Source organism: Vibrio sp. MMH1-50 (assembly GCF_022347645.1).
Taxonomy (GTDB): Bacteria; Pseudomonadota; Gammaproteobacteria; order Enterobacterales; family Vibrionaceae; genus Vibrio; species Vibrio harveyi.
In genome coordinates, this window is sequence record NZ_JAKRGG010000020.1 from 12906 (window position 1) to 36112 (window position 23207).

The following is a 23207-nucleotide window of genomic DNA, read 5'->3' on the forward strand; positions in this document are numbered from 1 at the left end:
GCAATCCTTAGTCCTTACTTTGTTTGAACATTTCAGCAATACCCGCGACTGAGCCCATTAGACCTGTCGCTTCGATCGGCATCATGATGATCTTACCATTTTCCGCTTGACCGATACTCTTCAGTGCATCGGTATAACCTTGGGCAATAAAGTAGTTAACCGCCTGAACATCACCTTTAGCGATTGCTTCAGATACCATGTAAGTCGCTTTTGCTTCTGCTTGAGCTGCACGCTCACGCGCTTCCGCATGTAAGATCGCCGATTGCTTTTCACCTTCCGCTTTCAGAATTTCCGATTGTTTTTGACCTTCTGCTCGTAAGATTTCTGCTTGACGTATCCCTTCAGCTTCTAGGATTTCAGCACGCTTATTACGTTCTGCTTTCATCTGAGCGTTCATTGCTGCTGTTAGATCTGCTGGTGGTTGAACGTCTTTGATCTCGATACGAGTTACTTTTACGCCCCAAGGGTTGGTTGCTTGGTCAACGATAGAGAGCAATTTGGTGTTGATCATGTCACGCTGGCTAAGCATCTCATCCAATTCCATTGAGCCGAGCACGGTACGAATGTTCGTTAGTGTTAGGTTACGGATAGCGTGTTCTAGATCGTTGACTTCATACGCCGCTTTGGCTGCGTCGATGACTTGGACAAAGCCGACTGCATCGATAACAACATTCGCATTGTCTTTTGAGATGACTTCTTGTGCCGGGATGTCCAGTACACGTTCCATCATGTTGACTTTTTGACCTACGCGATCAACGAAAGGAATGATTAGGTTTAGACCTGGCTTTAAGGTGTGGGTATAACGTCCGAAGCGTTCGACGGTCCAGTTGTTCCCTTGTGGTACGGTTTTGATCCCAGAAGCGAGGACAATAATGGCTAGTACAACTAAGATCCCGATGGTGATCAATGAGTCGATTGGCATGTTCTATTCCCTTAAGTGCATAATGTTTGTTTCATTTTTACTCATTTAGGCTTATGACACAATCGTAGAAATGAGAGCCTCGATAAATTATAGACAGAATAAAGGCCGGATTAATCCGACCTTTTTATATTTTTAATTCAGCAGGTTAGTACTTTAATTAGTAGAGAATAGAGTACAACTGACGACGGAATTTACTTGCTAATGCATTGCCTTGACCCAATGCACTTAAGATATCCATAAAAGTTTTCTTCACTTCACCGTCTTGTGCGCCGAGGTTGGTTTTTAAAATATTCCAAAGTAGCTCCAACGCTTCTTCATCGCGACCAACTTGGTTGTATTGAACTGCAAGCTCACATGCCAATTCGAAGTTATCTGGGTTTGCGGCTAGCTCTTGTTCAAGGCGTTGAAGCTCTGGGCTATCTGCCGCTTGGAGGTGCAGATCTAACTTGGCAATCAATCCCTTATAGTAGTTATCTTGATATTCCAGTGGGATTGCACTCAATAGCGTTTGTGCCAATTCAAATTGTTTGGTTTCTAGCAAACAATCTGCCATCGCTAGTTTTACATCACCGCGGTTTTGCAGATCTTCTGAAAGGGTTTGCAAAATAGCTAGAGCTTGAGCATGTTCGCCTTGTTGGAGCAACTCGCTTGCTTGCTTTAACTGCATTTCGTCTTGGCTTGGGAGGTGTTTTTGCAGCATGGCTGAAATGGCATCAATCGGCTGAGGACCACCCATACCATCTACCGCTTGACCGTTCATAAACAACGCGATAGTTGGTAAGACTTGTACGCCAAACTGTGATGCTAAAGCTGGTTGCTGCTCACAGTTCAATAGAGCAAGGGTGAATGCACCGTTGTATTGTTGAGTTAGCATTTGTAGCTCAGGGATCACTTGCGCACTTTCTGGTTGAGCACTCGCCCAGAAGTGGATCAACACTGGCGTGTTCATTGACCCTTCAAGAGTCTCGCGGAAATTTTGTTCTGTTAACTCAACGATAAATGGGGATTGCATCAGAGTGTCCTTGCTTTTTGTTTCTTGTCGTTGATTGTAGATATGGAGTTGATATTTGGGAAATTCAAGCGATAGAAAGGAAAAACGCTGCCGAAGCAGCGTAATCCTGATAGCAAGCGAAAGTGCTATAAAACTTTGGCTATTCCAGCACGAATTAGGGAGTCTTGTTAGACATTATCTTTGTGTGCTGGGTGAGGTATCAAAATAGGATGAACACAGTCAACACTACACCCACACTAAGCCAGTTGAGCTGATTTAATGTCATTATTGTCTCGCGTAAATACAAAACAGAAAGGGTGGCGATACCAAATCTAAAGTGAGTATCAACATCGTGTTCAGGCTCGATAGATGAAGATACTAACTTAGAAATTGATTCGAACATTGAGGCTTTCTTAACCTACATGCTCATAATGACATCACATTGTTACGGTAAAATTACATTGTGATAAAAAGTTTTTATGCTGCTTGTTGCAGAATCTTATCAAGAATACGCGTCGGTAATAGGCGCTTTAACACGGCAAATACTTTAGTTGGCGTTGTAATGCGGTAGCGGATTTTTGGTTTATCGCTTGTGAGCGCATGAAGCACTGGCTCGATGCAAGATTCTGCAGGAAGCACAAATCTATTGTTCGACTTGTCGTTATCTAGACGCTGCTTCTGACCTTCGTAAGCGGCTTTGTGTGGGCTGTTCTCGACATCAATCCATCGCTCGAAGGCTTTTAATGCATTATGTCTAAATTGGGTTTCAATAGGTCCCGGCTCTATCAGTGCGGTTTTGATGTTGGTGTCCATCAATTCCAAACGTAGTGTGTCGGTCCAGCCTTCGAGTGCGAACTTAGAGGCATTGTAGGCACCACGATATTTCATGGCTGCAAACCCAAGCACAGAGCTATTTTGGATGATTCTTCCTTCACCCTGTTTGCGCATATGTGGCAGTACTTCTCTGACTAACTGATGCCAGCCAAAAAAGTTGGTTTGAAACTGAGCTTGGAGCGCCTCTGTCGGCAAGTCTTCTAGCGCGCCAGGCTGACCATATGCCCCGTTATTGAATACGGCATATAACTTTCCGTCGGCTAGTGTTAATGCTTGCTTGACTCCCGAAGAGATGCTTTCAGAATCGTTAAGATCCAATTGAATACAGGTTAGTCCTTCGCTTGTTAAGCGTTCGACATCTTGTTCGTGCCGGCAGGAGGCAATCACGTGGAAGCCCTCTTTTTTCAAAGCATGGGCACAAACGTAGCCGATGCCAGTGGAGCATCCGGTGATAAGAATGGATTTTTTCATATTAGAGGGCTCACGAAAGTATAGTGAGCCTTATGATTCAATAACTTCGATCTTGAAGCAAGTTCTTGAGTGCAGGTTCGACGCGAGAGTAGCTGAATTGAAAACCCAATTCGGTCAGCTTTTTCGGTTTGGCGCGAATGCTATCAAACAGTAAGCAAGAGGATTCTCCCATCGCCATATTCATCACCCATTTAGGGGTGAAGAGAATATGTGGACGTTTTAGCGTTTTCGCCAGTGTGCCACTAAAGATTCGATTGCTAACAGGGTGGGGAGCACATAAGTTGAATTCACCATGAGCGTGTGGCGTTTCAAGCAAGTACATAATGGCACGAACCATATCCAAAATATGGATCCATGGCATGTATTGTTTACCGCTACCCAATGGTCCCCCTAAACCTAGTTTGTAAGGCAAAATCATTTTGGCAAGTGCGCCACCATTTGGACCAAGGACAACGCCAGTACGCAACAAGCATACTCGGGTTTGTTCGGATTCTGCGCGTTTTGCTATCTGCTCCCAACGAGCACAAACGGAGTGAGCGAACGCCTCGCTATTGACGTGTAAGCACTCATCAAAAGGATGGTCTTGCTGGTCGCCGTAATAACCAACGGCAGATCCACTGATGAACACCGATGGTGGCTCTGTACTTGCGTGGATCAGTGCGACAATACGTTCGGTAACCTTCCAACGGCTGTTACAAATGATCTCTTTCTGCTCCTTGCTCCAGCGCTTGTCTGCGATCGGTTCACCTGCGAGGTTAATCACGGCATCAACATCATTAAGATCTTCAAGTGAATCAAGGGAGTCGAGATATTCAATATTACCGACATCGGCATGATTAAGTCTTTGTTTTGCTTGCTCTGGGTTACGCGTAAGCAAAATGACTTGGTGAGTGGTCAGTAACTTAAGTAGCTCTGAGCCAATAAAGCCTGTGCCGCCGGTCAGTAGTATCTTCATGTCATCCCTTTGATGGTAAAACTATTCAAACATTATAGTCGTTATACGCCTAGCGTGATCATATCAATGACTTGCAGTGTCGATTTTATTATTAGTTCCTAAGGAGTTAGAAGCATTTTGTTGGGAAGCGATGCGAAGTTCACAATTTGAAAGAATGTAACAAAATGTTATCAAGCCTTTAGCAAAGCTCACACTTAGCTTAGGGAAACTGTGTCATGCTGAACTTAAAGGAGAATAACAGTCAGTAGGTAGGAGGGAGTATGGAGGCATTTGTTGCTCTATTTAGAGCGTTGCTCAGTAGTGCTCGTGACTTGCTACCTATTGTTATTGTCATCACTTTTTTTCAGTTGGTCGTACTTCAGGAACCGCTGCCTAATCTCGTCTCTATTCTATTTGGTCTTCTTCTGGTTATTCTCGGTTTAACCTTCTTTATCTTTGGGTTAGAGCTTGGTTTGTTTCCCATTGGGGAAAATATGGCACAAGCGTTTGCTAATAAAGGCAGCGTTTTCTGGTTACTGATCTTTGCGTTCTGCTTGGGTTTTGGTACCACCATTGCAGAACCAGCCTTGACCGCTGTTGCAGAGGAAGCATCAGAAGTTGCGGCTGAAGGGGGCATGATTGCCAATACAGAACAATCTATGGAAGAGTACGCAGATGGATTACGCTTAACGGTTGCCTTGTCGGTAGGTGTAGCGATTGTGCTCGGCGTGTTGCGAATTCTCAAGGGCTGGCCGATTCAGTACATGATCATAGGCGGTTATATTGGCGTTGTGATACTAACGGGATTTGCGCCTGAATCAATCATTGGGGTGGCTTATGATTCTGGAGGAGTGACGACATCCACCATCACGGTTCCTTTGGTCACAGCGCTTGGCGTTGGGCTCGCTTCCGCGATTAAAGGGCGAAACCCTATGATTGATGGGTTTGGTTTGATCGCCTTTGCCTCATTGCTACCAATGATGTTTGTGATGGTATACGGGATGGTGGTGGCATGATTTCGTTTGAGCACTTCTTCGATACCTTTGTTTCTACTATCAGTGACGTGATCCCGATAGCGACCATTATTTTTGGCTTCCAGCTTGCAGTATTACGACGTCCCATCTCTAACTTGCCTAAAGTCCTGCTTGGATTTGCCTACGTTATCCTCGGTTTGTCGCTGTTTTTGCTTGGGTTAGAAATGGCGCTGTTTCCGTTGGGTGAAACCATGGCAACGCAGCTTACTGCCCCTGCATTTCTACGCGAGTTTAAAGTATCCATCGGTCAAGCCTTAAGTTGGGTAGACTACTACTGGGTGTATATCTTTGCTTTCTTTATCGGTTTCAGCACGACAATCGCAGAGCCTTCTCTTATTGCAGTGGCGATAAAGGCAAATCAGGTTTCTGGTGGCAGTATTAGTGTGAATGGATTGCGCGTTGCCGTTGCTTTGGGGGTGGCAGTTGGTATTGCTCTAGGCAGCTATCGGATTGTCGTTGGTGATCCTATTCACTACTACATTATCGCCGGTTACATCGTAGTGGTGATTCAAACCTTCTATGCGCCAAAGTTGATTGTACCTTTGGCTTACGATTCAGGCGGTGTTACTACCTCGACGGTGACCGTACCTTTAGTGACCGCGCTTGGGTTGGGGTTAGCTTCAACCGTACCAGGACGAAACCCAATGATAGATGGCTTTGGCTTGATAGCGTTTGCCAGCCTGTTTCCAATGATTTCTGTGATGGGCTATGCCCAGATTACCCAGTGGTTGAATAAAGGAACCGCGGAGGAAAAAGAAAATGCGCTTTAAATTGATTTTGGCCTTTGTTGAAGACAGCAAAACCGACAAGGTGCTCGATGCAGCAAGAGATGCAGGAGCTACGGGGGCTACGGTGATCAACAATGCCCGAGGACAAGGTTTAAACCAGAAACGAACTTTCTTTGGATTAACCTTGGAGGTGCAAAAAGATGTGCTGTTATTTGTTGTAGAGGAGCATTTGTCGAGACACATTTTAGAAACCATCAGTGACGTTGGAGAGTTCGATCAGGAATCCGGTCAAGGGATTGCCGTGCAGATTGATGTCGAGGATGCTGTCGGTGTCGCACACCAAGTCGAGAAGCTAACTAAAGTGGTAGAGGATGAGTTATGAGTAGTCATGAGCTGATTAGAGTCAGAGACGTAATGGCGGCAACATACATCATTGTCGATGGGTTGATTACGGTTCACGAAGGGATCACGCTAGCGAGGAAGAGTGAAGTGAAAGCGCTGGTGGTGAAAAAGCGTGATGACGATGATGAATATGGCATCGTCTTAATGAACGACATAGCGAAAAAAGTGTTGGCAAAAAACCGTTCACCACAACGCACCAACATCTATGAAATCATGACCAAACCTGCGTTAACCGTCGACCCCAATATGAATGTGAAATATTGTGCGCGTTTGTTTGAGCGTTTTGGTATCAGCCGCGCGCCAGTCATTGAAAATGGAGAGGTCATTGGCATGGTGAGTTATAACAATATTGTTATCAATGGTATGGCTCGGGAAGAAGTATAGCGACGGTTTTGAGTGTGGTTCGCGCGCTGCTGGTAAAGATAATTTCTCAGGTCAGCGACATTTTGCCTAGCTAAGAAGATTAGCGTATTAGTGCCATTGCATATCCTCGATCTGAGGCTTATCCTTTGAGAATTAAAGAAATAATTGAGGATGTCATGTCATGCCGCTAGTTGCTTGTCCTGTGTGCGAGAAACAAATTTCAAAACGAGCTCATACTTGTCCTGGCTGCGGAGAGCCAGATCCACTTAACCATCTTGCTAAGTCAAAGTTCTTGTCCTTCATTTTCTGGATGATTGTCTTAGTGGGCGTTGGTTATGTCGCGTGGTTCTACCTGGTTCCGATGCTGGTGGAAATGTTGCGTGGTCATTAGAGGTTTCACTGTGGTTGAGCTTCTATAGGAATGCCGTAGAATACCCTCATACATTTTGAGGAGACGATGTCGTGAAACTATTTTTTGCCTCAGACTTGCACGGTTCTTTGCCAGCCACAGAAGAAACCATCAAGCTTTATTTAGCCTCTGGTGCAGAGCACCTAATCTTATTGGGCGATACGCTTAATCACGGACCAAGAAATCCAATACCAGAAGGCTATAACCCACCACAAGTGGCAGAATTGCTGAATCAATACAGTGATCGCATTATCTCTGTGCGCGGTAACTGCGACAGTGAAGTGGATCAGATGCTGTTAAATTTCCCAATGATGACGGAGTATGCGTGGCTTCTGTTAGAGTCCGGCAAGCGTATGTTCTTGACTCATGGTCACCTATACAACACCACAAAGCGACCGCCGTTGCGTGAGGGCGACATCATTGCCCATGGTCATACTCATGTTCCTGTGGCAGAGATGCAAGATGGTGCCATCATTTTCAATCCGGGCTCAATGACGTTCCCGAGAAATGGCTTACCACGCAGTTATGGTTTACTCGAAGGTAATACGCTAACGGTTCAAACTCCAGAAGGCGAAGTACTAGCACAAACTACGATTTAATAGCCTTGCGAGTAAAGAAAAGATAAAGGGAGCGAATGGCTCCCTATTTTGTGTCTGAATGTCCTAGATCGCGTTCTGGGTCGATGATGTCTCTAACACGTTGTTTGAGGACTTTCGCCTCAGGAAAGCCACCATCTTTCTTACGCTCCCAAATCTGGGTTCCATTACAAAAGATTTCGAACCGACCGCCCGTATCTGGGTGCAAGCTCATCGTTTTTATTTCTTCACTAAAGGTATGTAATAGCTCTTGTGAGAGCCAGGTTGAACGTAGCATCCAATTGCACTGGCGACAGTAATAAATGTCAATGATGGCTTTATCCATTTCCGAATTCCTTAATTTCAAATTTTTTAAAACGTCAGAGAAGCAATTTGATTCCAACGGCGAAGGTGAGCACTTCAAAGGCAACTTTGATGACGCGATTGCTGTATCGAGTTGCTGCCCATGCGCCTAAGCTGCCACCTAGAAATGAGCTGAATAATAAAACAGGTAACCAAGCCCAATGAATAGGAGCACCAGCTTGCACAACGGCAATACCTCCAATGCCATTCCAAAACAGACCGACACAAATCATGGTGTAAGCTACCGCTTGCTTGTAATCGTAACCAAACCAGCGGACAAGAAAGAGTGTCACAAGCAACCCAGAACCTGCTGTGAGTGAGCCGTTTACAATCCCAATCAGCAGTAAACCCAGTCCACCAATAAGCCAACCGGCACTGTCACGATGCGTTTTAGTTTCCGTTTGACCGAGCTCTTTCTTAAATCGAGAGTAAATACCAAGAGCTAAGATCATCGCGCCAAGCATTTTTTCAGCAATGCCATCTGGGATTTGTACAATGAGATTAGCGCCAATCACCACGCCAATACTGCCGGTGAGTATGAGATAGAGGGCGACTTTTGGTTTAATCGTACCGGCTTTAAGGTGTGTGCTTGCTGCGCCTAAACCGAGTGCGACTGAAGCGACTTTATGCGTACCTAGTGCGACAGAAAAGGGAAGACCAAGAAAGATAAGAAGTGGAAACTGCAGTAATCCCGCACCACCGCCAGAGAGTGAAGCAAGCGTATTTGCGACAAGGGAACCGAAGAAGAGGGTGAGGGTGTCTAGCCAATCCATATGCAAAATAAAGGGGGCATCTTGCCCCCTTCTTATCGAATCAAAATCAGTTTCTAAACAGTACCGTAGAACCGTGATTCAGGCTAGTCAGTAGTAGAGTTTTTTCGTTAACGACGTCAATACGACGACTCTGTTCAGCATCTAGCTTAAAGATTTGAGTGATAAGACGAAGTTGAGACTCCGAAAAATCTTTAGATTGTGATGCGGAGATGTCTTTGAACTCAGAAGGAGAGACCAGCAAATAGTTATCACTGACTTCCCAACGACCTTTTTCAGAGATATTGATCGTAGACTCGACGTTTGAGCCCTGTGCAAATAGCTTGATGTTTGCCACGCGAATATAGTCACCATTAGGTAGGTACTTCACATTCGACTCAACGTTGACTTTGCGTAGCGGACCTACGGTATCATCTGGCAAGTTATCAGTAATAAGTGTCACCATGGTTGATTGCCACTCATTTGACGTAAGGACTTGCTCAACTTTAAGGTCACTACCCCAGTACAACCAACCACTAAAAAGGATGGATACGGCTAAAACCGCAGATGCTATTCTTATCTTCATTTCAGCCTCCCTTAATTGCAGATGTCAGTTGGGTCGTTACGACCAGCAAAAATACGCAGTGTTACATTCTCATATGAATGATCACTGTCGTGAATGTAGTTCAGAATCAATTGATTGTTTTGACCACCTGTTGCAATGACTTCGACTGGTGAAGACTCAGCAGCATGGTGTTCAACATAGCGTTGAATGCATTGCTCAATGGACGGCAGCCAATTGTTTAATTGAGGGTGGTTGATCGGTGTCATCACTGGCACGTTGTGATATTCACCAATTTGACGAAATTGTGATTCTGCAGGGTTGGTTAGCATTAACACGCCAACAGGAAGTAGCAGGGCAACTAACACGATGATTCTGAATAACCAGTTTGTGTTCTTTTGTGCAGGTGCAGATTTTAATGGTTGAGCTGTCGGTGCTTGTTCGACGGCTGTTTCTGCTTTTGTCTCAGCAGTGGGCTCTGCGAATTGCTCTAAGTCAACGACTGGAGCTTCATTTTCTTCCTCTTGAGCATCAACATCGGTGAGTGCTGCTTCAGAAGATAGTGGGCTTAAACGTTCAACTGAACAAATCAGTTGGTAACCGCGCTTTGGCACCGTTTTTACAAATTCAGGCGACTTCGTAGAGTCTTTCAACATTTTACGTAGAGTGGAAATCGCTTGAGTAAGGCTTGAGTCATCCACCTCAAAACCCTGCTCCCGCCATACGAACTCGTGAAGCTCGTTACGCGTTAACACTTCATTGGGTCTCTCTGCCAACATGAGTAGAATACGGCTTTCGTTGCTTCCTAATCGTACAACTTCGTTGCCATTTTGTTGGTCAGCGAGCGAATTACTATTTGGGTCAAAGACAAATCTTTGAGCAAGCAGAAATTTGGTGCCGATGTTAGTCATTTAGTTCTTCTTAGATGGATGATTCTGTAATTATAAGTGATTTGCGTCACATAATAAGGCGTGCGCAAAAAGACATGTGCTACGTTTTAGATGCTTTTAGGGACGTAGGATAATTAAAATTTTCTAAAAAAACACCGTTTTTAGCAATATTGACCTTGAATTTACATTTGTCAGCCACATGTTAAATGACATCTTAGTAATGCTGCTTTTTTAAGGTGGCGGTTAGGACTTTGTCATTAAAAGTCTTTTTAGTTTAGATGTTATGGAGCAAACATGAGCGAAACCGTATCACAAAACAAAGAAACTCGTGGCTTTCAATCAGAAGTAAAACAACTACTTCATCTGATGATTCACTCTCTTTACTCAAACAAAGAGATTTTCCTACGCGAGCTGATTTCAAACGCGTCTGACGCATCAGATAAGCTTCGTTTCCAAGCGCTATCTAACCCAGATTTATATGAGGGTAACGCGGATCTGGGTGTTAAGCTGGCGTTTGACGAAAGTGCTAATACACTAACAATCTCTGATAACGGCATCGGTATGAGCCGTGATGATGTGATTGAACATTTAGGTACCATTGCAAAATCAGGTACAGCAGAGTTTTTCTCTAAATTATCCGATGAGCAGAGCAAAGACTCTCAGCTTATTGGTCAGTTTGGTGTGGGTTTCTATTCTGCATTCATTGTTGCTGATGCTGTGACGGTACGCACTCGTGCCGCAGGTATTTCTGCAGATGAAGCGGTTCAATGGCATTCTGCGGGCGAAGGCGAATACACTATTGAGACGATCACGAAAGAATCTCGTGGTACTGATATCGTGCTTCACATGCGTGAAGAAGGGAAAGAATTCTTAAATGAATGGCGTCTACGTGACGTGATCAGCAAATACTCCGACCATATCGGTATTCCAGTTTCTATCCAAACTGCTGTTCGCGATGAGGAAGGCAACGAAACAAGTGAGAAGAAGTGGGAGCAAATCAACAAAGCTCAAGCACTTTGGACTCGCAACAAATCAGACGTCTCTGAAGCAGAATACCAAGAGTTCTACAAACACGTTTCTCACGACTTTGCAGATCCTCTAACTTGGAGTCATAACCGCGTAGAAGGCAAGAACGATTACACAAGCTTGCTTTACATTCCAGCGAAGGCACCTTGGGACATGATGAACCGCGATCACAAGTCGGGTCTGAAATTATACGTACAACGTGTATTCATCATGGATGACGCAGAGCAGTTTATGCCGTCTTACTTGCGTTTCGTCCGCGGCTTAATTGATTCGAACGATCTGCCACTGAACGTTTCTCGTGAAATTCTTCAAGACAACAAAGTGACTCAGTCATTGCGTAACGCTTGTACTAAGCGTGTACTGACAATGCTGGAGCGCATGGCGAAGAATGACGAAGAGAAATACCAATCATTCTGGAAAGAGTTTGGTCAGGTGATGAAGGAAGGTCCTGCTGAAGACATGGCAAACAAAGAGAAAGTTGCCGGTCTATTGCGCTTCGCATCTACTGAAGTGGACTCAGCTGAGCAATCTGTTGGTTTGGCTTCTTATGTTGAACGCATGAAGGAAGGTCAAGATAAGATTTACTTCTTAACAGCAGACAGCTACGCAGCGGCGAAGAACAGTCCGCACCTAGAGCAATTTAAGGCGAAAGGCATTGAAGTTATTTTGATGTTCGATCGAATTGATGAGTGGTTGATGAACTACCTGACAGAGTTTGACGGCAAGCAGTTCCAATCGATCACCAAAGCGGGTCTGGATCTGAGCAAGTTCGAAGACGAAGCAGAAAAAGAAAAACAGAAAGAAACAGAAGAAGAGTTTAAGTCTGTTGTTGAGCGCACTCAGTCTTACCTAGGTGACCGCGTAAAAGAAGTTCGTACAACCTTCAAGCTTGCAACAACACCTGCTGTTGTGGTGACGGACGATTTCGAAATGGGGACGCAAATGGCGAAGCTTCTTGAAGCTGCAGGTCAAGCGGTACCAGAAGTGAAGTACATCTTCGAAATCAACCCTGAACATGAGCTCGTGAAGCGAATGGCGGATGAAGCAGACGAAGAAGCGTTTGGTCGCTGGGTAGAAGTGTTACTGGGTCAGGCAATGTTAGCCGAGCGTGGCTCGATGGAAGATCCTTCTCAATTCTTAGGTGCCATCAATAAGCTTTTGACTAAGGTTTAATAACTAAATACCACTAAAAAGCTCGCGAAATGCGAGCTTTTTGTTTGTAAACGCATAGATTCACACTTTAAGTGTTGAGTTAGTAATCAATAAGACAGGAAAGCTGGCATCGCTAACATTCTTTAGTCTTAATCTGCTCATTGCACAGTGAACCTGTGTTAGAATCTCAACACTTGAATGTGAGTAATAAGGCGTGTATTTTGGCTCGCCTAAACGTTATACCGAAACTTATCGTTGCCAGTGCTTTGAGGGTGATTCCTAGAAGTCCAGCTATTGTGAGCTTCGGTATAAATCTTAAATATTAAAGAGGATAAATCATGCGCATCATTCTTCTAGGTGCTCCAGGTGCAGGTAAAGGCACACAAGCAAACTTCATCATGGATAAATACGGTATTCCACAAATCTCTACTGGTGATATGCTTCGTGCTGCTATCAAAGCAGGTACAGAGCTTGGTAAACAAGCTAAAGCTGTTATCGACGCTGGTCAGCTAGTTTCTGATGAAATCATCCTTGGTCTAATCAAAGAGCGTATTGCTCAAGACGATTGCGAAAAAGGTTTCCTACTAGATGGTTTCCCTCGCACTATCCCTCAAGCTGATGGCCTAAAAGAAATGGGCGTTGACGTAGATTACGTGATTGAATTTGACGTAGCTGATGATGTGATTGTTGAGCGTATGGCTGGTCGTCGTGCTCACCTTCCTTCTGGTCGTACTTACCACGTTGTTTACAACCCACCAAAAGTGGAAGGTAAAGATGACGTAACTGGTGAAGATCTTGTTGTTCGTGATGACGACAAAGAAGAAACAGTACGCGCACGTCTAGGCGTTTACCACGAGCAAACTGCACCACTGATCAACTACTACGGCAAAGAAGCAGAAGCTGGCAACACTAAGTACCTTAAATTCGACGGCACTAAGCAAGTTGCAGAAGTAAGCGCAGATATTGAGAAAGCGCTAGCATAATTTGCTAACGGCAAAATTTAATATTTTGATATATTTAAAAGCGACCTTTGGGTCGCTTTTTTTATTCTGCCTGTTAGTACGATGAACTTTTCTCTTAGATATGCCGTACAAATCAAGCCGTTTACCATGAATAGGATGTTATGAAAAACAACAATAAGAAGCAGGGCGTGTTATTGGTCAACCTTGGGACGCCTGATGAGCCAACTCCGCCAGCCGTTAAACGCTTTCTAAGTCAGTTCCTTCATGATCACCGTGTTGTTGATATGACACGGTGGCTCTGGTGCCCGATTTTGCATGGCATCATTCTTCCAGTTCGTTCTCCAAAAGTTGCCAAGCTGTATGAGTCGGTGTGGATGGAAGAGGGATCACCTCTCATGGTGTATTCAAAACGCCAGGCAAAGAAGCTGAGCACAGCTTTAGACATGCCAGTAGAGCTAGGGATGACATATGGCAATCCTAGCTTGCAAACCGGTTTTGAGGCGCTATTAGCCCAAGGCGTTGAACAAGTGATCGTTTTGCCGCTTTACCCTCAATACTCAGGAACAACGACAGCTGCAGTTTCTGACGGGATGACAAAGGCATTTAAGAATATGCCTGTGATGCCAGAGTTTAGTTTTATTCGCGATTACCACAATCACCCTAAATACATTGAAGCTTTAGCTCAGTCGGTACGCGAGCATTGGGAAGCAAATGGTAAGGGTGATTACTTGCTGTGTTCTTACCATGGTATTCCGAAGCGATACGCGGACAATGGTGATATTTATCCTCAACATTGTGCCGAGACAACTCGCTTGCTTGGTGAGGCCCTTGGTTTGAATGAGGATCAAATTGGTATGACCTACCAGTCTCGATTTGGTCGCGAAGAATGGTTACAACCATACACGGACAAGACATTAGAAGTCCTACCTAGCCAAGGTAAAAAAAAGCTGAATATCGTAACGCCAGCTTTTTCTGCTGACTGCTTAGAGACACTGGAAGAGATCTCAGAAGAGTGCCGTGAAATTTACTTAGAAGCTGGTGGTGAGAGCTTTAGCTACATTCCGTGTTTAAATGACAACGAGTTACACATCGAGATGATGGTGGATTTGGTTCGCTCAAAGTTGTAAAGCATCTGTGTCCTACATTCTTTCACTTAGAGCTTTGAATACAAAAAGGGTCGCAATTGCGACCCTTTGTTTTTATTTGCACTTTATATATTAAGCAACTTGAGTTTGTTGCTCTTCAATTTGTTCTGCTGTGCTATGTGTGTTTTCAGCACCGTGCATCCAACGAACAAGCGTGTTAGAGAACAACAGAAGAATGACACCAGAAACCATCGCTGTTACAGCAATACCGCTGAAGATAGCCAGTGCACCTAGCTCACCAACGTGAGAGCCCACATAACCAGCAACGTAGTTTGCAATTGCATTACAGCCAAACCATGCACCCATCATTAGTGAAGCAAGACGCAGCGGAGCCAGTTTAGTAACAAGAGACAGACCAATCGGAGATAGACACAATTCGCCTAGAGTATGGAAGAAGAATGCACCAACAAGCCACAACATGGATGTCTTAACTGTAGTGTCACCGCCTTGCTCAATAACCGCACCAACCATACATAGGAAACCAAGCGCTAGGAAGAACATCGCTAAAGCAAATTTCACTGGTGAGTTTGGCTCACGTTTACCTAGTTTCACCCATAGTACGGCTAGTACAGGTGCTAGCGTGATGATGAAGAATGGGTTTAGTGATTGGAACCACGCAGCAGGCACTTCAAAGCCACCGATCATTCGATCTGTGTATTGCTGAGTGTAGATGTTCATTAGACCGCCAGCTTGTTCAAAGCCTGCCCAGAATACGATAGTGAATAGGCTCATCACTAGGATTACTTTGATGCGATCCGTTTCTTCTTTTGTTAACGGTTCTTTTTGAGAAGATTTTTTAATCGCTAGATCACGTTTTGCAGCTGGAACACGACCAATATCACCAAGCCATGCTTGAGCAAACGTCATCTGCATGACTAGACTGATAAGCATACCGATACCAGCAGCCACGAAACCCGCTTTCCAACCGAATTCAGTTGTTACAGAGCCAGAAACAACACCAGCGATTAATGCACCAAGGTTAATACCCATGTAGAAGATAGTGAAAGCACCATCACGACGGTTGTCACCTTCTTGATATAAGTCACCAACCATTGTAGAGATGTTTGGCTTAAATAGACCGTTACCACAGATAAGTAGAGCAAGACCTAAATAGAATGTGTGTAGAGCACCAAGACCTAGAGCGTCAGCAGGCATTGCTAGTGTAAATTGACCGATTGCCATCAACGCGCCACCAATCAAGATAGAACGGCGTTGACCTAAGTAGTTATCCGCAAGGTAACCACCGATGAGAGGAGTAATGTAGACAAGTCCAGTATAGATGCCGTATAGGTCTAGGGCATCTTTAGTCGACCAGCCAAGGCCACCGTTCATTGTTGTGTCAGTTAAATACAGTACTAGAATGGCGCGCATTGCGTAGTAAGAAAAGCGTTCCCAAAGTTCAGTACCGAACAATAAGAACAAGCCACGTGGGTGACCAAAGTATTGATGTTGGTTTGACATAAGCTCTTCTAATAGTAGTTATTACATTTTTTAAAGAAATCTACGTATACATGTCATTTTGATGACTTACAAACAATAAAATTTTATGTGACGATTCATTTGCCTTATTAAATGATGGCTCCGCGTTGATTTTGTGGGGTTTTAATCGGCGAATCGTTCGTGTTACAAACTTACTTTCCATTTTTGCCTATAGACTTATTTTCTTAATGCTTCGAAAAAGTGTAAGTTATGCATGTTATGTTTAAGAGGCTTACTGATAGGTTTCTTGAATACCCATGACTCGTTCTAGGCTTAATGCTAGGATGAAATAAAAATATAATTGGCTAGTAATAAAATGAAACGTTGGTATTTATTGTATTGTAAACGAGGAGAGCAAGTTAGGGCGAAGCAACACCTTGAAAACCAAGGAGTAGAGTGTTTTTACCCAACTGTGGAGGTCGAAAAGATCTTACGTGGCAAGCGACAAAAGGTCGAAGAACCATTATTCCCTTGCTATGTTTTTTCTCGATTTGATTATGAACAAGGACCGAATTTTACATCGGTACGTTCCACTCGAGGTGTCGTTGACTTCGTACGCTTCGGAGCACAACCAAAAGAGATTCAAGGCGATCTTGTTTATGAACTAAAACAGATTGAAAAGTGTGCTGAGGAGCCGACAAGCCCAGAATGTATGCCGAAACCAGGCGATCATGTTCGTGTTATGAACGGACAGTTTGCTGGGATTGATGCGATTTATCACGAACAAGATGGTGAAAAGCGTTCGATTATGTTGGTTCAAATGCTCTCTAAGCGAGTGCCTGTCAGCATTGACAATAATGATTTGGAATTTATGTAAACCAACTCATTGAAAGATCAAAAAGAGGTGCGTAATGCACCTCTTTTTGATCGTGTTAACTTACCAGTGTTCAAGGGCTGGTGACTCAGCCCTATTTAACACGTGATACGATTAGTACGCATCGTTGTGTACGGTTTGAACGGCACGACCTGATGGGTCAACACAGTTTTGGAATGACTCATCCCATTCAATCGCTTTCGCTGAAGAACACGCGACTGATGGGCCACCAGGAACACATTCCGCAGCTGATGGTAGAGGGAACAATTCTTCAAAGATCTCGCGGTATACATAACCTTCTTTAGTTGTAGGTGTGTTGTAAGGGAAGCGGAATTGAGCCGTCTCCATTTGTTGATCTGTTACTTTTTGCTCTGCGACTTCTTTTAGCGTATCAATCCAGCTGTAACCAACACCATCAGAGAACTGTTCCTTCTGACGCCATGCAATCGACTCCGGTAGGTAGTGTTCGAAGCACTCACGTAAAATGTGCTTCTCCATCTTACCGTTGCCACACATCTTATCGGCAGGGTTCAAACGCATTGCTACGTCAATGAACTCCTTATCTAGGAATGGTACACGACCTTCAACACCCCATGCCGCTAGCGATTTGTTTGCACGTGCACAGTCAAACATGTTCAGAGCTAGAAGCTTACGTACGGTCTCTTCGTGGAACTCTTGCGCGTTTGGCGCTTTATGGAAGTATAAGTAGCCACCGAAGATTTCATCAGCGCCTTCACCAGAAAGTACCATTTTGATTCCCATTGCTTTGATCTTACGACCCATTAGGAACATAGGTGTTGAAGCGCGGATAGTCGTTACGTCATATGTTTCAATGTGGTAAATCACATCACGAATCGCGTCCAAGCCTTCTTGGATGGTGTACGTCATTTCATGGTGAACCGTACCAATTTGTTCTGCAACTTCGCGAGCGGCTTTCAGATCTGGTGCTCCTTCTAGACCTACAGCGAAAGAGTGCAGCTGTGGCCACCAAGCTTCAGACTTTTCGTCGTCTTCAATACGCATTGCTGCAAATCGTTTTGCTACAGCAGATGTAATCGATGAATCCAGACCACCAGAAAGAAGTACGCCATATGGCACGTCAGTCATTAGTTGGCGTTTTACCGCAGCTTCTAAAGCTTCTGTAAGTTCTTCTTTGCTTGTGCTGTTGCCTTGTACTGCTGCGTACTCGTTCCAATCACGAATGTAGTAACGTTGAGGTTCTGCATCTGCGCTGCCGTAGTGACAACCCGGAGGGAACTCACTCACGGTCTTACATACTGGAACCAGTGCTTTCATTTCTGATGCAACGTAGTAGTTACCATGTTCATCATAACCTTGGTAAAGAGGAATGATACCAATGTGGTCACGACCTACTAAGTACTCGTCTTTTTCTTCATCGTAAAGTACGAACGCAAAAATACCGTTTAGTTCTTCAAGAAGGTCTGCACCCATGTCTTGGTATAGCGCTAGGATAACTTCACAGTCTGAGTCAGTTTGGAATTCGTATTTACCTTCGTAGCGAGCACGAATTTCTTTGTGGTTGTAGATTTCACCGTTTACAGCAAGGATGAGTTTTTTATCAGGGCTGTATAGTGGTTGAGCACCACTATTTAGACCAACGATCGCCAAACGTTCATGCGCAAGAATCGCGCGCTCTGATGAGTAAATACCAGACCAGTCTGGACCGCGGTGACGAAGCTTTTTCGACATCTCAAGTGCGATAGGGCGCAATGCTGCTGCATCGCTCTTAATGTCTAAAATGCCAAATACTGAACACATACAACATCCTTTTTAAACTAAACAATTTTTAATCGGTATGGGTTCAATTTGCCATTCTTAGTAAAAAAAGCAACGTTTGATGATGAAAAAAATGATAAAAAGGCTTGATGATTAGATATTGTTTAAAAATAACCTTAATCTGATGAATGAGATCAAGGTTTGGTTTAAAAAATGCACAAAAAAGCCCTCTTATTAGAAGAGGGCTCAATAAGGATAGTTACGTTTGATGCTTATTTCATCGGTGTAAATTGAGGTTGAAGTTGCTCGCAAACATGGCGTGCGAAACCACTACCAGCTTCGCTATAGATGTTGAATGCGGCGTCGACCCCAGTCTCTAGTAAGCCTTCAAGTTGATCTGGGTATTCGGCAATTGCTGCTATTTGCCCTTTATAGTTTCGGCTTTGAAGCTGTTCAAGCGCGGTTTGGTTACCTTGGTGGTGTGGCATCGCCAATAGGACCAACTTTACGTTTGCTGTATCTAAAATGCGTTCCCAAAAGTCAGGGTCTGTTGCATCGCCTGAAATAACGTTGCGACCTTCAGAGCGGTGTTTATGCGCAGCTTCTTCTCTTACTTCAACACCAAGAGAAACTTTGCCATAGCGAGATCGTAATTCGTCGTAAGCACCGGTGCCAATTCGACCCATACCTAGGATCAATACTTGGGCATGCCCTGGATTGATTAATTGATCTCGTTGGTTCAATTTCTCTGCCGCCGTTTCTTGTAACCATTTGCCCGAGTGTTGGTAGATTTGGTGACCAAGACGATTTAACGGTGCTGAGATGATAAATGAAATCGAAACAGCCACAGCGATAGCCGCTAGCATGTCACTAGGCATCCAGCCCATCTTGTAAGCCAGTCCACCGACAATCAAACCAAATTCACTGTAGTTGAAAAGAGAAAGAGACGTCAGTAATGAAGTCCGAACACGGAACTTAAAGTGGTTGATAGTAAGGAAATACAGCAGACCTTTGATTGGCAGCAACAAAATGAATAGCAGCGCAAGACCCACACCAGTGAAGCTCAATGATGCTGACAAACCAATATTGAGGAAGAAGCACACGAGGAAGAGCTCTTTCATATTAAAGAGCGATTTTGATAACTCTGATGCTTTACGATGCCCGGCTAGTAACATGCCTAAAATCAGCGCGCCTAAATCTGGCTTCATACCGACGAGTTCAAACAAACCAGCCCCGACGACGAGCGCAAAGAAGATACCAAATAGAACCAGCATCTCGCCGTGACCTACTTTATCTAGGAGTTTGTAGAACAATGGGCGGATAAGAGGGAGAGCAAACAAACCTATCGCATACCACTCCGGAATTTTACCTGTTGAAGCGGTAAGGAAGACCACAGCAAAAATATCCTGCATGACCAGAATACCAATTGCTAGGGTGCCGTAAGTCGCATTCATCTCACCTTTTTCTTGCAGGGTTTTTACCGCGAAGACAGTACTAGAAAAAGACAGAGCGAAAGCCAACAACAGAATCTGGCTGTGTTCCATAGTGGCCAGTGATGACAAACCGAGCAGTTTTAGACCAACGAGAACCAGCGCAAAGAAAAGGGTAGAAAGAATATTGTGCGCGGTTGCGCCACCCCAAATCTCTTTGGAAAGTAGCGTTTTTACGTCCAATTTTAGACCAATAGTGAAAAGCAGCAAGGTCACACCAAGATCAGCAAGCGTAACAATGACGTCATTACTTTGGTAGCCAAACGCGTGAAGACCGAAGCCTGCGAGTAGGAAACCAACCAAGGGAGGAAGGTTACATTTTAGAGCGATGAAGCCGGCGAGAAACGCCGTTGTAATTAGAATAATTTCCATACTATTGAGCTATATTCCTGATATACAAAAACGGGCTGTGAAACCACAGCCCGAGATTGTAACTCAATTGGTTGTATAAACTTAGTCTTCTAGTAACTTTTGTAACAAAACTCCGTTCAACATGGCGCGCTTTATCATTGCGAATGCGCCCATTGTTGGTTGCTTATCAATATGAGAAGCAACAATCGGAAGTTCGTTATGGAAAGTCTTCAAAGATTGGTTTTCAACATTGCGCTGGATTGCTGGGAAAACAATTTCTTCAGCCGCCGTAATGTCACCGGCAATGACGATTTTTTGTGGGTTAAACAAGTTAATCGTAATTGCGATAGCTTTACCAAGTTGGTTGCCTACGCGCACTAAGCTTTGCTTAGCAAGTTCATCGCCGTTCATCGCATGAGTACAAACGTCATCGATTGTGATGTGCTCTAGTTGAGTAAGGCTTGATTCATAGCCCTGTGCAATAAGCTTTTTAACGCGTTGTACGATTGCTGGGTTTGCTGCAACCGTTTCTAGACAGCCAAAGTTGCCACATTGGCATTGCTCGCCAAGTGGGTCGATTTGGATGTGACCAATTTCACCGACGTTACGGTTGAAGCCAAGGAATACTTGACCATTGACAATGATGCCGGCACCAGTACCACGGTGAACACTGACAAGAATTGAGTCTTGGCAATCTTGGCTTGCACCAAAGTAATGTTCAGCCAATGCCATACCACGAACATCGTTACCGACAAAACAAGCGGTATTGAACTTTTCACGGATGATTTCACCCAGTGCAAGGTTATCGATGTCTGTATTCGGCATGTATTCCACTACGCCTGTGGTTGGGTTCACCAAACCAGGCAGTGTGATACCGATAGCAATCAGTTGGTCAATTTTATCTTGGCAGCGACTCACGAAGTCCTTTAGCAAGTCAATCAAACCTGCGATAAGGTCTGCTTGATTGGTATAGTGAAGTTCGTGCTGGTCTTCTGCAAGTGCCGTTCCACCTAGGTCGTACAAACAGAATTGCACATAGTCACGACCTAATCGTACAGCGATAGAGTGAAAAGGTTTTACTTCAGTGGTCAACGAGATGGCTCGACGACCACCGGTAGAAGCTTGTTGCGCGACTTCTTTGATCAAGCCGCGCTCTAATAGTTGGCGGGTTATTTTGGTAACACTCGCTGGGGCGAGCTGACTAACATCCGCGACTTGAATACGGGAGATTGGACCTTGTTGGTCAATCAGCCTGTATACCGCAGCACTGTTAAGCTGTTTTACTAAATCTACATTACCAATCTGTCCGCCATTCATGCTTAATTTTGCTCGTATTGTCCGTTAACAACCGTCGCTTTTACATTGAAGTCACGATCGAAAATGGTCAGGTTAGCTACCATTCCTTTTCGAACTCGGCCAAGACGCTCCTCAACACCGATTGCGGTTGCTGGGTAAAGCGTAGCCATTCGTAGAGCTTCTTCTAAAGCGATGCCTGCGTGCTCAACTGAATTCTGAACTGCTTCAATCATAGTCAGAGCTGAGCCGCCTAGTGTGCCATTTTCATCAACACACTTACCATCTCGGTAATATACTTTCTTACCGACAAAAATAAAGTGATCAATGTTAGCACCTGCTGGAGCTGTGGCATCCGTCACCAAAACAAGCTTTTCGCCTTTGATTTTATGAGCGATTCGGATGTTTGCGTAATCAACGTGAAAACCATCAGCGATGATACCAGCGTAGACTTCAGGGGTGTCATAAATCGCACCAACTACGCCTGGTTCACGACCAACCATCGGTGTCATCGCGTTGAATAGGTGAGTGGCGAATGTGATGCCTGCATCGAAACCTTGGCGAGCTTCTGCATAAGTTGCATTCGTGTGACCGATAGAAACAACAATGCCAGCTGCTTTCAAGCGTGCAATGTGCTCAGGATCATTTTGTTCTGGTGCAAGCGTTACTTTCGCGATGATGTCTGCGTTAGCACAGATTAGATCGATCATACCGTCATCAGAAGGGCGGATGAAGTCAACGCTATGAATACCTTTTTTCGCTACGTTAAGGTACGGACCTTCAAGATGCAAACCTAGCGATTGGTTTTGGTATTTGTTGTGGTACTCGCGAGCAGCAGTGATAGCAGCACGCATATCTTCGTCTGAAGATGTGATTAGGGTAGGTAGGAAGCTTGTACAACCCGACTTTAGGTTAGCTTCATGCATGATCTGCATTGTTTCTGGTGTGATTTCGTCGTTAAGCATCACACCACCACAGCCATTTAGCTGTAGGTCGATAAAACCAGGGCTTAGATTAGCACCGTCCAGGTCTTTTACTTCAATACCTTCTGGTAGTTGAGTCACTGGTACAACTGATTGAATCTGGTCATTGTCGATGATGACAGCATGATCGGTAAGAACATCACTACCGGTATAGATTTTACAGTTACTTAGCGCGTACATAGTCAGCTAGTCCTTATAGATGAGAATTCATTTTCTGTCCCGTTATCTAACTGGTGACTCTATGAGTCAGGCTGGTACTTAGTTTGTATCACTGAATTAGATAACGAGTCACATACAGCAAGTCGCGTTTTATCGATGTCATTATCAGAGTAACTAACTGAAAAATAATAAATGAATTAGTTTTTATGATTGTTTTCCAGAGCGAAGTTACTGCGAATCATCTGTAGAGATACCAAAATAACACTGATTCTGTCTTGCATAAAGTACGAGAATCTTATCTCTAAAACGCCATTTTTTCGTATAATAAAATAAGTTTTATGATCTCGCTAGCAAAAACCTTCTGAATGACCAATTTCTGGTGATTATGA

Annotated in this window: 24 protein-coding genes; 10 read left to right on the forward strand and 14 right to left on the reverse strand. The window is 44.3% G+C overall.

What is annotated here, in order from left to right:
* Positions 1-7: 7 nt before the first annotated feature.
* The 5 genes from MHO32_RS15190 to MHO32_RS15210 all read right to left on the reverse strand — a co-directional run bounded on the left by MHO32_RS15190 (position 8) and on the right by MHO32_RS15210 (position 4173).
* Positions 8-922: an SPFH domain-containing protein gene (locus tag MHO32_RS15190; RefSeq protein ID WP_005451550.1), complete on the reverse strand. Its 915-nt coding sequence runs from the start codon at positions 920-922 to the stop codon at positions 8-10.
* A 157-nt stretch (positions 923-1079) separates the two neighbouring features.
* A complete protein-coding gene (locus tag MHO32_RS15195; protein ID WP_017818943.1) occupies positions 1080-1934 on the reverse strand; it encodes a thioredoxin family protein in 855 nt (284 codons plus the stop codon).
* A 199-nt stretch (positions 1935-2133) separates the two neighbouring features.
* Complete coding sequence (locus MHO32_RS15200; RefSeq protein WP_009698600.1) at positions 2134-2316, reverse strand: hypothetical protein; 183 nt, start codon at positions 2314-2316, stop codon at positions 2134-2136.
* Positions 2317-2390: 74 nt separating this feature from the next.
* Positions 2391-3218, reverse strand: coding sequence for an SDR family oxidoreductase (locus MHO32_RS15205; protein ID WP_239212810.1), 828 nt, complete (start codon positions 3216-3218; stop codon positions 2391-2393).
* A gap of 37 nt (positions 3219-3255) precedes the next feature.
* Positions 3256-4173 carry a TIGR01777 family oxidoreductase gene (locus MHO32_RS15210; protein ID WP_005451554.1) on the reverse strand — a complete coding sequence of 306 codons (918 nt, stop codon included), beginning with the start codon at positions 4171-4173 and terminating at the stop codon, positions 3256-3258.
* A gap of 260 nt (positions 4174-4433) precedes the next feature.
* Here MHO32_RS15210 and MHO32_RS15215 point away from each other — a divergent pair, with 260 nt between their 5' ends.
* The 6 genes from MHO32_RS15215 to yfcE all read left to right on the forward strand — a co-directional run bounded on the left by MHO32_RS15215 (position 4434) and on the right by yfcE (position 7687).
* Positions 4434-5168 (forward strand): DUF1538 domain-containing protein, encoded by a 735-nt coding sequence (locus MHO32_RS15215; protein WP_005451555.1) that lies wholly within the window; start codon positions 4434-4436, stop codon positions 5166-5168.
* Positions 5165-5956 carry a DUF1538 domain-containing protein gene (locus tag MHO32_RS15220; RefSeq protein WP_005451556.1) on the forward strand — a complete coding sequence of 264 codons (792 nt, stop codon included), beginning with the start codon at positions 5165-5167 and terminating at the stop codon, positions 5954-5956. The genes MHO32_RS15215 and MHO32_RS15220 overlap by 4 nt, the downstream gene beginning before the upstream one ends.
* Positions 5946-6296, forward strand: a complete 351-nt coding sequence (locus MHO32_RS15225) for a P-II family nitrogen regulator (protein ID WP_005451557.1) — start codon at positions 5946-5948, stop codon at positions 6294-6296. Before MHO32_RS15220 ends, MHO32_RS15225 begins: the two co-directional genes overlap by 11 nt.
* Entirely contained in the window at positions 6293-6700 is a 408-nt protein-coding gene (locus MHO32_RS15230; RefSeq protein WP_009698597.1) for a CBS domain-containing protein, read from the forward strand. Before MHO32_RS15225 ends, MHO32_RS15230 begins: the two co-directional genes overlap by 4 nt.
* 160 nt (positions 6701-6860) lie before the next feature.
* Positions 6861-7070 (forward strand): hypothetical protein, encoded by a 210-nt coding sequence (locus MHO32_RS15235; RefSeq protein ID WP_005446371.1) that lies wholly within the window; start codon positions 6861-6863, stop codon positions 7068-7070.
* Positions 7071-7141: 71 nt separating this feature from the next.
* The gene (yfcE, locus tag MHO32_RS15240; protein WP_069686885.1) at positions 7142-7687 is read left to right on the forward strand and encodes a phosphodiesterase; all 546 of its coding nucleotides are present in this window, start codon (positions 7142-7144) and stop codon (positions 7685-7687) included.
* A 43-nt stretch (positions 7688-7730) separates the two neighbouring features.
* On the opposite strand, the gene MHO32_RS15245 is transcribed toward yfcE, so the two are convergent.
* The 4 genes from MHO32_RS15245 to MHO32_RS15260 are packed head-to-tail and all read right to left on the reverse strand — an operon-like array spanning position 7731 to position 10248.
* Entirely contained in the window at positions 7731-8009 is a 279-nt protein-coding gene (locus MHO32_RS15245) for a SelT/SelW/SelH family protein (RefSeq protein WP_005446375.1), read from the reverse strand.
* A gap of 34 nt (positions 8010-8043) precedes the next feature.
* Positions 8044-8799, reverse strand: coding sequence for a sulfite exporter TauE/SafE family protein (locus MHO32_RS15250; RefSeq protein WP_009698593.1), 756 nt, complete (start codon positions 8797-8799; stop codon positions 8044-8046).
* Between the two features lie 46 nt (positions 8800-8845).
* Positions 8846-9361 carry a transmembrane regulator ToxS gene (gene toxS / locus MHO32_RS15255; protein WP_005446378.1) on the reverse strand — a complete coding sequence of 172 codons (516 nt, stop codon included), beginning with the start codon at positions 9359-9361 and terminating at the stop codon, positions 8846-8848.
* Positions 9362-9372: 11 nt separating this feature from the next.
* The gene (locus MHO32_RS15260; protein ID WP_005446380.1) at positions 9373-10248 is read right to left on the reverse strand and encodes a transcriptional regulator; all 876 of its coding nucleotides are present in this window, start codon (positions 10246-10248) and stop codon (positions 9373-9375) included.
* Between the two features lie 273 nt (positions 10249-10521).
* On the opposite strand from MHO32_RS15260, the gene htpG reads away from it, so the two are divergent.
* From htpG to hemH, 3 genes are all read left to right on the forward strand, one after another.
* Positions 10522-12426: a molecular chaperone HtpG gene (gene htpG / locus MHO32_RS15265; protein ID WP_047513006.1), complete on the forward strand. Its 1905-nt coding sequence runs from the start codon at positions 10522-10524 to the stop codon at positions 12424-12426.
* A 317-nt stretch (positions 12427-12743) separates the two neighbouring features.
* The gene (adk, locus tag MHO32_RS15270; RefSeq protein WP_005425498.1) at positions 12744-13388 is read left to right on the forward strand and encodes an adenylate kinase; all 645 of its coding nucleotides are present in this window, start codon (positions 12744-12746) and stop codon (positions 13386-13388) included.
* A 140-nt stretch (positions 13389-13528) separates the two neighbouring features.
* Positions 13529-14494 carry a ferrochelatase gene (gene hemH / locus MHO32_RS15275; protein ID WP_017818948.1) on the forward strand — a complete coding sequence of 322 codons (966 nt, stop codon included), beginning with the start codon at positions 13529-13531 and terminating at the stop codon, positions 14492-14494.
* Positions 14495-14584: 90 nt separating this feature from the next.
* Here hemH and MHO32_RS15280 read toward each other — a convergent pair whose 3' ends face one another.
* Positions 14585-15973 (reverse strand): peptide MFS transporter, encoded by a 1389-nt coding sequence (locus MHO32_RS15280; protein ID WP_005446383.1) that lies wholly within the window; start codon positions 15971-15973, stop codon positions 14585-14587.
* A 334-nt stretch (positions 15974-16307) separates the two neighbouring features.
* On the opposite strand from MHO32_RS15280, the gene rfaH reads away from it, so the two are divergent.
* Positions 16308-16808, forward strand: a complete 501-nt coding sequence (rfaH, locus tag MHO32_RS15285; protein WP_005446384.1) for a transcription/translation regulatory transformer protein RfaH — start codon at positions 16308-16310, stop codon at positions 16806-16808.
* 111 nt (positions 16809-16919) lie between these two features.
* Here the strand turns inward: rfaH and asnB are convergent, their stop codons facing one another.
* From asnB to nagA, 4 genes are all read right to left on the reverse strand, one after another.
* Positions 16920-18584, reverse strand: a complete 1665-nt coding sequence (asnB, locus tag MHO32_RS15290) for an asparagine synthase B (RefSeq protein ID WP_009698590.1) — start codon at positions 18582-18584, stop codon at positions 16920-16922.
* A gap of 230 nt (positions 18585-18814) precedes the next feature.
* Entirely contained in the window at positions 18815-20404 is a 1590-nt protein-coding gene (locus tag MHO32_RS15295; RefSeq protein WP_005446391.1) for a cation:proton antiporter family protein, read from the reverse strand.
* An 81-nt stretch (positions 20405-20485) separates the two neighbouring features.
* Positions 20486-21700, reverse strand: coding sequence for a DNA-binding transcriptional regulator NagC (nagC, locus tag MHO32_RS15300; RefSeq protein WP_005446392.1), 1215 nt, complete (start codon positions 21698-21700; stop codon positions 20486-20488).
* A gap of 2 nt (positions 21701-21702) precedes the next feature.
* On the reverse strand, positions 21703-22839 hold the full coding sequence (gene nagA / locus MHO32_RS15305; protein ID WP_005446394.1) for an N-acetylglucosamine-6-phosphate deacetylase: 1137 nt from the start codon (positions 22837-22839) through the stop codon (positions 21703-21705).
* Between the last annotated feature and the right edge of the window lie 368 nt (positions 22840-23207).